A 12,158-nucleotide genomic window follows, 5' to 3' on the forward strand; every position below is an offset into this window, starting at 1 on the left:
GATGAAAGGACAAAGCTGATGAGATACGACATACCATACGGAGACAGGAAAGAATATTTTGATGCACCGCAAGGATCTGTCATTTTCGAAGGGAAAATGACGAACATCCCGGCGGTCAAAGACTTTAAGGGAGAGCTTATCTCAGCCCTTGAATCGCCGATCGGCACTCCGCCGCTCAAAGAACTTGCCGTAGACAGGAAAAACATCGTCTTTCTCGTTGAAGACAACACTAGAAGCACTCCTCTCGACATAATAATGCCCATAATCACAGACTACCTAAACGAAAACGGAGTCCCTGACAACGCCATGAGTTTTCTTACCGCGCCAGGCACTCACAGGCTTATGACCGATGAAGAGATAATACAAAAGCTCGGGGCGGAAATGGTAAGACGTTTCAAAGTGGTACAGCACGACGCCAATGCGAGCGAAGACATGAAGGATCTCGGTACAGTCACTGCAGGTGATTATAAGATCCCTGTACACGTAAACAAATACGCACTGGAGGCCGATCTCCTTGTCGGCATAGGTAATATCGTTCCGCACTGCGATGCCGGCTATTCCGGCGGTGCAAAGATCCTTCAGCCGGGAGTCTGTGACTTTGTTACGACATCAGCCACCCATGCCGCCGCTGGCTTCTGTCCCGATATACCACTCGGGATGGCAGACGGCAATCCATGCCGCATGGGAATGGAAGAGGTCGCAAAGATCGCAGGGCTTGCCTTTATCGTCAACACTGTAAAGAACTATGAGGGAGAGATCTCCGGAATATTCGCGGGAGACTTTATCAAGGCACACAGAGAGGGAATAAAGCTTGCGAAAATATCTTACAGTATAAGTGTGCCGGAACCTGCAGACATCGTAATCGTGAGCTCCTCACCCTCAGACATGGACTATTGGCAGGCCTGCAAAGGCACAAGCTGTGCATATTTCGCAGTAAAAGAGGGCGGTGTAATGATATTCGCTGCTCCCTGCACAGAAGGCCTGGCACACAACCACCCCCATTTCAGGGAATGGTTGTCGCTGCCCATGGACGAAGTCCTCAGAAGGCTGGCTGCGGCTTCCCCTGAAGATGTTGAAGCTGACATGGTCTCTGCAGTGCTTTCTGTCTGCAACTGCCGCGCCAGGGACAAGGCAAAAATATTCTGCGTCTCTGACGGCCTGACAAAAGAAGACCTTGCAGCTATGCAGTACACTCCCTTCCCTAACGTTCAGGCCGCTCTTGATGAAGCGATGAGACTGATCCCCAGAGCTACGATAGGCATTATTCCCAAGGGCGGCATTTCACTGCCGATCATAGAAAATATATAAGACAAGAAAGGCGGCTGACTATGTTTCTGACAGATGAAGAAAAACGGATACTCGACGGAGCTGAAGGCGCGGGAAAGCAGAAAGCCATGGAAATGCTCTATGCGCTCGGAGTCACCTTCGACGCGGAAAAGCTTATCCCCATCAAGCGTGCCCACGTCGCGCTCAGCGGACAGGAGGGCGATACATACTGGTGCGAGCTCCTTGTAGAGGGAGGCGCGACATGCGCTGTTCCGCCTACGACCAACCCCTACTGGGACACGGACTACCTGACAAAATTCTATGACGTTACAAAAGAGGAACTTGATCTGGCTAACCGCACAGGAGAGGCATACCGCAAAATCGGCGCGATACTTACATATCACTGCGCCCCCGGAGTATGTTCCAACGTTCCCTTCCTGGGAGAGCACATAGCATTTTCAGAGTCCAGCGCGACACCCTATGTCAACGGAGCACTGGGTGCCCGTTCCAACCGCGAATCATCAATAAGTGCGCTGGCTGCCGCGGTAGTCGGAAAGACTCCATATTACGGTTACCACCTCGACGAAAACAGGCACGGGGACATTCTTATTGAAGTCGATGCCGAACTTAACGAATGCTACGACTGGGGGATACTCGGGCACTGCATCGGAGAGATGGCAGGATCGCTTGACCCTGTCCTTGTATTCAAAAACAAAGTGCGCCCATCACAGGAAGACTTCCTTTACTTCGGAGCAGAGGCCGCAACAAGCGGAGCCGTGGCTATGTATCACATGGTCGGCATCACACCTGAGGCACCCACTCTAGAAGCAGCTTTCGGCGGCAAAAAAATACCGGCTCCCACAGCGCTTATTACAAATAAAACACTTAAGGACCAGGAGACAAAACTTACAGCAGCTACAGGGGACATCAATCTGGTAATGCTTGGCTGCCCTCACTACACATACAGCCAGATCCTTGAAATAGAAAGGCTCTTCGCGGGAAGGAAGGTCAACCACAACACTGCCTTCTGGATACTGGCCGAATCCGGCGCCGTTGAGCTTGCCGAGCGTTCGCACCTCCGCCAGAAGCTGGAGCTTCTCGGAGTCCGCATGGTAGGAAACACATGCATCGACGAACCCTGCTGGAAATCATTCGAAGGCAGCCTTGGCGTGACAGACTCTCCTAAGTGCGCATACTACAGAGAGCGCCGCGGACAGCCATTTGCTATCCGCAGACTTTCAGAGTGTGTCGAGGCAGCAATAAAAGGGAGGCTGGACTAATGTCTGAGGATATGAAGGTCTATAAGTGCCGCAAGATAGTAAAGGGCAGCGCATGCGGCGAGGCCGTCGTCTCGACAGACGCGATGTGCTTCTACCTTACAGATCCCGAGACGGGGACAGTCATAGAGAGGAACCATGCGATCCACGGCAGGAGCATAGCGAATAAAATACTCGTGCTGAAGTCGGGAAAAGGCAGCTCCGTGGTACAGGTAGACGGTTTCTATCAGCTCTGGGTCAAAAACAATCTTCCTGCTGCAATAATCCTTATCGACACCGAACCGGTGATCGTATCCTCCGCAGTTATGGTCGGATGCACTATGGTGGACAAGATGGAGACCGACCCCTACAAGGTCATAGAGGACGGAGACTATGTCGAAGTCGACGCAGACAGGGGCGAGATCCGAGTAAGGAAAAAGAAATAGGCCTATTGGTAGTTGCGCCTCATAGAGGCGTTTTCTATAATTCCAAACGAAGCACAAAATCAAAGGGGGAAACAGCAAATGAAGAAGCTTTTTGCAGTATTTATGATCATGGCAGTAGTAGCAGTATTTGCGGGCACGGCTTTTGCGGCTCCGGAATACACCATCAAGGTCGGTTACATCGGTTCCGATTCGCATCCGACAATGAAGGCGATGAAAGAAGTCTTCGTGAAGCAGGTCGAAGAGGGTTCAAAGGGTAAGATCAAGGTCGAACTCTATCCTAACGGACAGCTCGGCGGCGACCGTGAACTTTCAGAAGGTGTACAGATGGGAACGATCCAGATGGCTATCCCCTCATCATCACCCCTCGCAGGATTCGACAAGAGGATCCAGGCCCTCGACCTGCCCTATCTCTTCACCACCAGAAAGGCAGCATTTGAAGCAGTAGACGGGATCCTTGGAGAGAAACTCAACGGCTATCTGGCTGCCAAAGGCATCCTTATCCTCGGTTATCAGGAGAACGGATTCCGCCACGTCACCAACAGCAAGAAACCCATCAAGAGCCCTGCAGACCTTAAAGGCCTGAAGATCCGTACTATGGAAAACCCGATGCACCTCGCATTCTTCAAGGCACTCGGAGCCAACCCCACGCCCATGAGCTGGGGAGAACTCTACACCGCTCTGCAGCAGGGAACTGTTGACGCGCAGGAAAACCCCTATGCAATGATCGACGACGGTAAGTTCTACGAAGTACAGAAGTACGTATCCGAGACGGGACACGTCTTCTCATATGAGATCCTTATTGCAAACAAGAAGTTCATGGATAAACTCCCGGCAGATCTTAACAAGCTCGTAGTCAAGGCCGCCAAGGACGCCACAGCGAAACAGCGTCAGCTTATGGAAAAAGAGGAAGGCGCATTCAAGGAAAAAGTGATCAAGGCAGGAATGAAAGCAAACTCCCTCACAGCAGAAGAAAAGAAACCCTTTGTAGAAGCAACTGCAAAAGTCTACCCGATGTTTGAGAAGGACCTCGGCAAGGACCTCATGGAAATAATCAAGAAGGTACAGAAGTAGCATCGACACAGTACCAACGCTTCCGCCCGCTCCGGCGGACGGAAGCGCCTTTTTTGCATTAAGAGGAGGTCATAACCGCTATGACGGTGAGTAAATTCCTTGACAATTTTGAAGAGTACTTCTGCGTTTGGACTATGGCCATAATGACAGTTATCGTCTTTATCCAGGTCGTAATGAGATATGTTTTTTCAAACTCGCTCTCATGGAGCGAGGAGCTGGCCCGTTTTATCTTCCTCTGGCTCTCCTGGATAGGCGCCAGCTACGCAGTTAAAGAAAGAAGCCACTTCAGGGTCGAAATGTTCGCTAATATGATAAAAGGAAAAACACGCATATATTTCGAATATATGATTTTGATAGTATGGTTCGTCTTCAGTTTCTTCCTGGCATGGCAAGGGACGATGCTGCTGATATTCCTCCAGGAGACCGGGCAGGAATCTGCGGCGATGCGGATACCGATGACCTGGCCATATGCATCCGTGCCGGTGGGGTGCGCCCTCATGTGCCTGAGGCTTTTAGTCGAATTCTACAAGCTGCATAAAAATGGCCTGCCCGCACCTGCATCACCTGCGGCAGAGATAATGGAATAGGAGGCGGGACCATGGAAGCTATTATCCTCTTTTCCATCCTTATCGTCACAATAGCACTCAGCATTCCCATAGGCATCACTCTCGGGCTTTCAACGTGCATTGCCATGTTGATGACATCCGACATACCTATGATAATGCTTGCCCAGAAATCCGTTACGGGGCTCGATTCGTTCCCGCTGCTGGCAATACCGTTCTTCATACTTGCAGGCGCTCTTATGTGCAACGGAGGCATTTCACGCAGGCTTGTCGCCCTCGCTGAAAGCCTTGTCGGCTACATCGTAGGAGGCCTTGCTATGGTAACGGTCCTTGCCTGTATGTTCTTTGCTGCCATTTCCGGTTCCGGACCGGCCACAGTCTCGGCCATCGGATCCTTTATGATCCCTTCGATGAAGGAAAGGAAGTACGATGCCGGTTTTGCCGCGGCTATTACAGCTGCTGCAGGCACGATCGGAGTCATAATACCTCCGAGCATTCCATTCGTGATCTACTGTGTAGTCGCGCAGTGTTCGATAGGCGACATGTTCATTGCCGGCATCATCCCCGGGATCATAATAGGCATAGCGCTGATGTTAGTCTGCTATATAACTGCAAGGAAGCGCAATTACAAAACCATGACAGATCGTCCGAGATTCTCTGAGGTCTCCAAAGCGTTCAAAGAATCTTTCTGGGCACTGCTTGTCCCCCTGATCATCCTCGGGGGCATATACGGCGGCATCTTTACCCCCACCGAAGCGGCAGTCGTAGCTGTCGTCTATTCTGTGATCATCGGGAAATTTGTATACCATGAGCTGGACATGAGATCGCTATATGACTGCCTCAAATCGACCGGACTCATCAACGGGGCTACATCATTCCTTATCGGGCTCTCAATGGCGTTCGCAAGCTACCTTGCAATGGCGCAGATCCCTGCAAAGATGGCAGCATGGCTGACTACCTTCGTTGACAGCCCCTTCCTGCTGCTTATGATCATCAACGTGTTCCTGCTGATCATCGGCTGTTTCGTGGACAACATAGCGGCCGTCATCATACTGACGCCGATACTTCTGCCTGTAGTCAAGATGATCGGTATCGACCCCATACATTTTGGGCTGATAATCACGGTCAACCTGGCATGCGGATTCATCTCACCGCCTTACGGGATCAACCTCTTTGTTGCTTCTGCGATATCGGGGGAGAGCATTGAGAGTATTTCAAAGGAGATAATCCCGGCTTTCGTGGCTATGGTCGGATGCCTTATGCTTTTCACCTACTTCCCGATCTTCACCATGGGGCTTCTGCAGGTAATAAGATAAAAATATCCCCGAAGCTAGTTCAGTGCGGCAGGCGCTAACGCCTGCCGCCTTTTGTATCTTGCACCAGACCTCTGCCGCTGTAAAACCGTTATTTCTCAATAGCTCAAACAATGATATATTAAAACGGCGACAGGCAGGGAGATGAATGGATGTTTCCGGTGCTATTCCAGTACTCCTTCATTACGATAAAGACGAGCTACCTCTTTTGGACTCTGTCCATCGTGGTCTTCATGTTCATGACCCGGCACAGGGCCGTGAATAAGTATGGCCTCGAACATAACGGGGTCACGGATGCTATAGTCTGGACATTTTTCGGGGCCGCGGGCGGCGCTCTCTTTTTTGATCTTTTCGGCAAAGCAATGCTGTTTATTACAAATGATCCTTCCTTCGCGGGCTTTTTCCCCGCCGAGCTCTCCTCTTCCGGCGGCATTCTGTGCGGGGGACTGGCAGGCATATACAAGTCATACAGGGAAAAGATCAGGTGGAACGATTTCGCGGATGCTGCAATGATACCTGCGGCATCCGCTATAGCCATATGGAGGCTGGGATGCTATTTCGATGGATGCTGCCGCGGGATCAGTCTCGACAGCTTGCCGCTGCCGTGGTTTGCCGTGCATTATCCAAATGACCATGCTTCCATTTTCAGATACCCATATCCCCTGATAGAATCAGCCTTCATGCTTGGGATGATGCTCTTTCTGGCCGCAACTGAAAAGTTGTTTTTTAAAAAGAGGGCTCCCGGCCATACTCTTCTTACTCCGCTTTTCATACTTGCTTACGGTGCTTTTCGTCTTTTGACCGATCATGTAAGGGAAGAGGGACTAAGAAACGGTGGGGTGCTGATCTTTGCACTCTTTGTCATCATCGGGTCTCTGGCATCTCTTTTCACGATATACAGGTCTGTTCACAAAAATAGATAGAGCATCTGCCTCAAGACGGGATCATTTTTCATTTCAGCCTGATGCTGTATATTGGTATCGGTCATTTGTCTCAGAAGATAGGAGGATGGTTCAGCATATCAGATGATAAGACATAAGGGCTTCACATTGATAGAAATACTTCTCGCAGTCGGGCTGGCCGGCATTATTGCCGTTGCTGCCCTGACTCCGCTGGTTTTTACTGTGCAGTCACTTGAGACCGTCCAGAAGGGCTGGGGCAAAAACATTAAAGTGATGGAGACGGCTGAGAGGATCTTCAGCGACACAAGAAATTTTGCACGAAGCAGTTCTTTCCCCGTCTTTCGGACTGTTCACAAGGAGGGCTTTACTGTCAGGGAGGATGACAGGCTGCTTGTCTGGTCAGCCGCTCCTGTGAAGGAGAATAAAGCGCCTGGGCTGATAGTTTACAAGATCGTATCTTCATCAGGCCTCAATAAATATAAACCGGGACTCTACAGATGGGAGATACCGGGATGGAGGTCTGCGGCAAAGGGATCCGGTGAAGAGACGGGACCGACTGATCTGGACACAGACAGTTTGAAGCCGGAGGATGGCAAAATGGTGCTCAAGGATGCGGAGGGGCTGAGGTTCTCCGTCTGGTCAGGCGAGTCATGGGCCGATGAATATACGGGAGAACTCCCGAAAGCCATAAGGATAACGATAACGCTTAACGGGAGAAAACAAGTTTATGAAGATTCACTGCCGACGATCCTCAAAGAATAAGGGGTTCATCCTCATATCAGTAATGATATCAGTCACGTTGCTCCTTACTGCCGCGACGGCATTTTCGTGGTACGCAAGGACTGAGATGCAAAGGGCAGAGGCAGTAAGCTTCATCGTCAGAAGCAGGAGCATTGCTGAGATAGCCTGTAAGTACGCATCAAAAAAGATCGCGCAGGACAATAACGGATATGACAGCCGATCTGAGCCCCTTTACGCTTATAATGGTGTATTGAGATCTGAGATCGACGGTTTTACCCTTGAAGTCAAAATAGAGCCCCTAGATGACAAAATCCCGATAAACGGTATTTTGTTGCCTGACAGGGTCACCATCAGATCCGAGTACACCGGCGCATGGGACAAAATATGGGAAAATGTTGGTTTCCCATGGCTTGCCGCGGTAGTTTTGGATTTCATTGACTCCGACAGCAGCCAGAAGCTGGAGGGAAGCGAAAGGAACACAAGCATCAACCGGCAACTGAGCGATCTCACCGAGCTCAGGCTGATAGATGAAATTAACGACGGGGTGCTGTGGGGAACAAAAGACATCCCCATGGGCCTGGCAGGATATCTAACCGTTTACGGCAGCGAAAAAGTAAATATAAACACCGCTTCCCCACAGGTCATAGCAATAATGGACGAGAAGATCGACATAGCCCAGGCACGGAATTTTGCCGCGCTTAGGATGATGTACCCCATAAGAAGCCTGGATGACCTGAAAAAGATCCCCAACATACCTGTTGAGGTCATTACAAAACTTTCTAATGTTATCGCTTTTGAAAGCTCTTATTTTCGTCTGAATATCAATGTATCATATGGAGATAAAATGGAGAGGAATTTCAGGATCATACTTAAACGGGAAAACAACTCTTGCAGCCTGGTGCGCTGGGAGGAATAGGCAAGACAGATGACAGATTCCAGTAAACTGAAAGACTTATTCTCACAAGATCCGGGAGGACATGCAAAAACGGATGAAAATATTCGTTTCTGTACTGAGGAGGATGTTGCCGACCGCAATGCGGTCCTGTCTTCGTCACAAAACCGACGGGTCATCGCGCTCCTTCAGCTCAGGACGCTCTCAGTACACCCCTTCTCCTTCCCCTTCGGAAAAAACGGGAGGGTAAGGGATGCCCTGAAGATGTCCTTCAGGTATGCCCTGGGAAACGACGATGATTCTATCCTCATGATACCCCAGGTGACAGAACAGGGATCTGACAGGACTGACGGGGTCGTATGGTTCGTCTCTAAAAGAGAGATAGAGAAAGCAGAAAAAAGGCTGGGCGACGGGATAGCTTTCTGGCCGGCTCCCCTGGTTTTGTTCCATGAGACAGGGGGCAACGGGCTGGCATTGTGGAACGCTGACAGCGGCACCTCGGGAATGCTTTTTAAAGACGGCTCTCCTATCTTATACAAATGGACACCCTCATCAGAAAATGCCGCGGAGAACCTGGAGAAATGGTTCGTCGATTACTCACGCTCAGCAGACATGTCGATAGATAATGTCATAACTGCAGAAAGATCTTCCCTATCTTCAAAAAACATCCAAAAAGCCGGGAGGGAGACCCTGAAGTCATTAAATGGCTCGGCCTCGCTTGATCTTTCAACTAAAAGTGCCGACAGCGCAAGAAAACTGGAATCCTTTTTCGCCGCAGCCTTCAGCACAGCCAGGGCAGCCGTCTTCCTCGGCCTCTTGTTTTTGCTCCTCTCGGCAGGAGCATTTTTATACAGCAGGCTGAACAGTGATCATTTTGAGTATGTCCCCTTTGAGATTTACGGGACAGCATTTGGAGAGAGGTCCAACAGCCCTCTGGCCTCTTCATCCGCGAAAATAAAGAACCTCAGCGCGGGCGGGACCAACATGAGCCTTGAACAGGCTCTGGAAAATATTTCGGCAGCCTGGAAAGCATCCGCTTCATCAGGATCACTGAAACTTGACGCAATAAGGTACGGGACCGAGCGCACCGAGATACAGGGCACCGCTGCCGGAAGCGGTGCTGTCGAATCCCTTCGCGATTCGCTGAACAAAAGCGGCTTCAGCGCGAAGATCACCGACATCCAGCAGATACCGGGTTCGGGAATGCGTTTTTCCATAGGACTAGACAGCCCCGAAAGGAGCGGGCAAAAATGATCGAAGAGATCAGGGAACTGCCTGAGACAAAAAAACTCATCCGCCTCGGACTGCTCGCACTTCTGGTCTGGACAGTGGGAGCAGCACTCTTCCTTGAGGCTGCCGCTGTCCTGAACAGCAGCAGAGAGAGGATCGTCGACGCAGGAAGAGTCCTTGATGCGGCAAATACCTTCTATTCATATCCTTCAAGAAATTCCGAAGGAGATAAAGAGCCTTTGTCTCTCCTAACCGACACGATAAACGAACTCAGGCTGAAAGACCGTGTAGGACTGATGAACTCAGGTTCGTTGGGGCTGACCGTTCAGATGACCGAGCTGAACGGAGCAGAATTTGTCTCTTTGCTGAAGCGCTTCGCTGAAAAGGGCCTTCAGATAAAAACAGCTGATATCAGGGCGATAACTTCCGCTCAAAAGGGAAGGCTGATAAACGCATCAATGCTGATAGGAGCAAACGGCGATGGCTCTCAGTAACGCACTCAAGGTCATTTTTGCAGGACTGTGCGGCCTCATCGCCGGCATGGTCCTCTTCTTTCCATGGGACGCAGCGGCAGAGTACGCAGCGAGCCGGACTGCCGCGTCAGCTTCGGAAAAAAATATCTTTATCTCATTCAGGGACATTTACACCGAGGGCTTCGCGGACAGGGAATTCATCTACAGGGGCATCACCGCGGACATGCCCGCAGTATCGATAAAAATCAACGAAGCCAGAGTGGACCCGAAGATAATAAGATCTTTGATATCCGCCTCAAAAACGGGGACCATCTCTCTTGGAAGCGGCGAGATCACAACAGTAACAAGGCAGAAACTCAAATGGACCTCCGGAACGGCGAACATAAGGTCTGACGGGAAGACGCTGTATATCGACGACCTTACGCTTGCCGGCAGCGTATCGGCAAAGGGCTTCATAAATATTTCAACGGATACAGGTAAGATAGTGGCATCTGATATAACTGCCCGTTTCCCGCATGAATTTGACAGGGCGCTTGAGATGCTGAGCAATATGCAGTTACTCCCCCTTACGAAGTCCGGCTCGGGGGAATGGAGGATATCACGGTGAAAGAAGACCTCAGGCCCCGTTTGTCCGCATATATAAAAGATTTTTGCGGCCTGTTAAGAAACGGATATCCCTCTGGCGCAAAGAGGCAGTCAAAGGATCTTCTTCTGCCACTACTCTCCTTTCTTGCCGGCCTGATCATCGCATCGGTGATATGCTTTTTCATGGAATTTTCCTTGCTTGATCGTTCTGCCGAGGCAAAACATGACCTTGCAGCGGCCATATCAAACAGGACCCCGTCCCTTCTCAATTCTTTGAGTGCCGATCCTTACCGGGATTTCTATGATTTGAATCCGCTGGGTACGCTTATGCCCGACAGGGGCAGTTCGGAAGACATGTCATATCAGATCAGAGACATGAGCCTTGCCGGAACGCTGCCCGACATCGGAGCATGGATCCGAGGCAGTTCCTCAACTCGTTTCGTATTGAAAGGCGAGGAGATCAGCGGCTATAAGCTGGATGATGTCAAATATCAGGAAGTCACCCTTATTAGGGGTGATCAGAAACACAGGCTGTTTATGAGCATCTCTACCGGCAATCTGACGCCCCCGCAAAGGGTCTCAGACCGCCCTCAGCAAAGGAACACCGTCCCCAAAAAGGCACCTCCCAAAGAGGGGCATCCCGGTATTGAACCTGCATCGGAAGGGATCGAGGGAGTGATCCCCAGAGAGCTCGTGGACAAGCTTCTGATGAACCCCTATGACGAGATCGCCAAGATGAGGATGGTGCCTGCCGAGGGCGGCGGCATGCAGCTGGCGAGAATAGACCCTGACAGCGTCCTCGGACTTGTCGGAGTCAAAAAGGACGACGTCATAAAAGCCGTAAACGGAGTTGAGATAACCAATCTCAGCGATGCCACGAACGCTGTCAATTCGATGATGTCGGGCACAAGGTTTGACGTGAAGGTCGAAAGGTCCGGCAAACCTCTGGAATTAAAATATCAGGTAAAATGAACGTCAAGAGGAAACGCGCTTTCACATTAGTTGAAGTTATGGTGGCTGTGGTCATACTGTCCCTGACTGCAACCGCAGCGATAAGGCTTGTTATGCTTGGACAGGAAGGACTCAGAGGAGCAAAGGCCGAGATCACGCTGACACAAGAGGCAAAAGCTATCAGGACAGGTATAATGCTGGGAACAGTACAGACGTCAGGCAAACGCGGCGATATAATATGGGAAACGTCTGACGGGACAAAGGAAATGTTCGGCGAGAATTTCGGGAGGCTTGACTTTTCCGGCCGGGAACAGACAAATATGATCGTTATCAATGAAGATATGAGATGGAAAGAGATCAGGGTCAGCAACACGAAAGATGAGCGGCACATCGTCATATATATGCCCTATGACTGATACCGGATCATGACAGCGGGACCGTAAGGGCAAAGAAGGTCACAGCACAGATC

At 50.5% G+C, this 12,158-nt stretch carries 14 protein-coding genes; all 14 read left to right on the top strand.

All coding sequences use genetic code 11. The annotated features are described in order from the left end of the window. Positions 1–18 precede the first annotated feature (18 nt). The 14 genes from larA to OLM33_07835 all read left to right on the top strand — a co-directional run bounded on the left by larA (position 19) and on the right by OLM33_07835 (position 12,105). Complete coding sequence (gene larA / locus OLM33_07770; GenBank protein ID MCW1713555.1) at positions 19–1,308, top strand: nickel-dependent lactate racemase; 1,290 nt, start codon at positions 19–21, stop codon at positions 1,306–1,308. 20 nt (positions 1,309–1,328) lie between these two features. Next, positions 1,329–2,546 carry an aconitase X catalytic domain-containing protein gene (locus OLM33_07775; GenBank protein ID MCW1713556.1) on the top strand — a complete coding sequence of 406 codons (1,218 nt, stop codon included), beginning with the start codon at positions 1,329–1,331 and terminating at the stop codon, positions 2,544–2,546. Then, positions 2,546–2,968: a DUF126 domain-containing protein gene (locus OLM33_07780; protein MCW1713557.1), complete on the top strand. Its 423-nt coding sequence runs from the start codon at positions 2,546–2,548 to the stop codon at positions 2,966–2,968. The genes OLM33_07775 and OLM33_07780 overlap by 1 nt, the downstream gene beginning before the upstream one ends. 78 nt (positions 2,969–3,046) lie before the next feature. Beyond that, a complete protein-coding gene (locus OLM33_07785; protein MCW1713558.1) occupies positions 3,047–4,039 on the top strand; it encodes a TRAP transporter substrate-binding protein in 993 nt (330 codons plus the stop codon). Between the two features lie 80 nt (positions 4,040–4,119). Further along, on the top strand, positions 4,120–4,626 hold the full coding sequence (locus OLM33_07790) for a TRAP transporter small permease (GenBank protein ID MCW1713559.1): 507 nt from the start codon (positions 4,120–4,122) through the stop codon (positions 4,624–4,626). Between the two features lie 11 nt (positions 4,627–4,637). Beyond that, positions 4,638–5,918, top strand: a complete 1,281-nt coding sequence (locus OLM33_07795; GenBank protein MCW1713560.1) for a TRAP transporter large permease — start codon at positions 4,638–4,640, stop codon at positions 5,916–5,918. A gap of 149 nt (positions 5,919–6,067) precedes the next feature. Beyond that, on the top strand, positions 6,068–6,838 hold the full coding sequence (locus OLM33_07800) for a prolipoprotein diacylglyceryl transferase (protein MCW1713561.1): 771 nt from the start codon (positions 6,068–6,070) through the stop codon (positions 6,836–6,838). A 102-nt stretch (positions 6,839–6,940) separates the two neighbouring features. Further along, positions 6,941–7,579, top strand: coding sequence for a prepilin-type N-terminal cleavage/methylation domain-containing protein (locus OLM33_07805; GenBank protein MCW1713562.1), 639 nt, complete (start codon positions 6,941–6,943; stop codon positions 7,577–7,579). Continuing rightward, positions 7,545–8,474, top strand: a complete 930-nt coding sequence (locus tag OLM33_07810; GenBank protein ID MCW1713563.1) for a general secretion pathway protein GspK — start codon at positions 7,545–7,547, stop codon at positions 8,472–8,474. The genes OLM33_07805 and OLM33_07810 overlap by 35 nt, the downstream gene beginning before the upstream one ends. 9 nt (positions 8,475–8,483) lie before the next feature. After that, the gene (locus OLM33_07815) at positions 8,484–9,704 is read left to right on the top strand and encodes a hypothetical protein (GenBank protein ID MCW1713564.1); all 1,221 of its coding nucleotides are present in this window, start codon (positions 8,484–8,486) and stop codon (positions 9,702–9,704) included. Further along, positions 9,701–10,174 (top strand): hypothetical protein, encoded by a 474-nt coding sequence (locus OLM33_07820; GenBank protein MCW1713565.1) that lies wholly within the window; start codon positions 9,701–9,703, stop codon positions 10,172–10,174. The genes OLM33_07815 and OLM33_07820 overlap by 4 nt, the downstream gene beginning before the upstream one ends. After that, complete coding sequence (locus tag OLM33_07825; GenBank protein MCW1713566.1) at positions 10,161–10,760, top strand: hypothetical protein; 600 nt, start codon at positions 10,161–10,163, stop codon at positions 10,758–10,760. Before OLM33_07820 ends, OLM33_07825 begins: the two co-directional genes overlap by 14 nt. Beyond that, positions 10,757–11,710 carry a PDZ domain-containing protein gene (locus OLM33_07830; GenBank protein MCW1713567.1) on the top strand — a complete coding sequence of 318 codons (954 nt, stop codon included), beginning with the start codon at positions 10,757–10,759 and terminating at the stop codon, positions 11,708–11,710. The genes OLM33_07825 and OLM33_07830 overlap by 4 nt, the downstream gene beginning before the upstream one ends. Then, the gene (locus tag OLM33_07835) at positions 11,707–12,105 is read left to right on the top strand and encodes a type II secretion system GspH family protein (protein MCW1713568.1); all 399 of its coding nucleotides are present in this window, start codon (positions 11,707–11,709) and stop codon (positions 12,103–12,105) included. The genes OLM33_07830 and OLM33_07835 overlap by 4 nt, the downstream gene beginning before the upstream one ends. The last annotated feature ends 53 nt before the right edge of the window (positions 12,106–12,158 follow it).

This window comes from Synergistaceae bacterium DZ-S4 (assembly GCA_025943965.1).
Taxonomy (GTDB): domain Bacteria; phylum Synergistota; class Synergistia; order Synergistales; family Synergistaceae; genus Caenicola; species Caenicola nitritireducens.

Bases quoted from the DNA above. Each gene is read 5' to 3' on its own strand.
- larA (MCW1713555.1), top strand. From the start codon at position 19: ATGAGATACGACATACCATACGGAGACAGGAAAGAATATTTTGATGCA.
- OLM33_07775 (MCW1713556.1), top strand. From the start codon at position 1,329: ATGTTTCTGACAGATGAAGAAAAACGGATACTCGACGGAGCTGAAGGC.
- OLM33_07780 (MCW1713557.1), top strand. From the start codon at position 2,546: ATGTCTGAGGATATGAAGGTCTATAAGTGCCGCAAGATAGTAAAGGGC.
- OLM33_07785 (MCW1713558.1), top strand. From the start codon at position 3,047: ATGAAGAAGCTTTTTGCAGTATTTATGATCATGGCAGTAGTAGCAGTA.
- OLM33_07790 (MCW1713559.1), top strand. From the start codon at position 4,120: ATGACGGTGAGTAAATTCCTTGACAATTTTGAAGAGTACTTCTGCGTT.
- OLM33_07795 (MCW1713560.1), top strand. From the start codon at position 4,638: ATGGAAGCTATTATCCTCTTTTCCATCCTTATCGTCACAATAGCACTC.
- OLM33_07800 (MCW1713561.1), top strand. From the start codon at position 6,068: ATGTTTCCGGTGCTATTCCAGTACTCCTTCATTACGATAAAGACGAGC.
- OLM33_07805 (MCW1713562.1), top strand. From the start codon at position 6,941: ATGATAAGACATAAGGGCTTCACATTGATAGAAATACTTCTCGCAGTC.
- OLM33_07810 (MCW1713563.1), top strand. From the start codon at position 7,545: ATGAAGATTCACTGCCGACGATCCTCAAAGAATAAGGGGTTCATCCTC.
- OLM33_07815 (MCW1713564.1), top strand. From the start codon at position 8,484: ATGACAGATTCCAGTAAACTGAAAGACTTATTCTCACAAGATCCGGGA.
- OLM33_07820 (MCW1713565.1), top strand. From the start codon at position 9,701: ATGATCGAAGAGATCAGGGAACTGCCTGAGACAAAAAAACTCATCCGC.
- OLM33_07825 (MCW1713566.1), top strand. From the start codon at position 10,161: ATGGCTCTCAGTAACGCACTCAAGGTCATTTTTGCAGGACTGTGCGGC.
- OLM33_07835 (MCW1713568.1), top strand. From the start codon at position 11,707: ATGAACGTCAAGAGGAAACGCGCTTTCACATTAGTTGAAGTTATGGTG.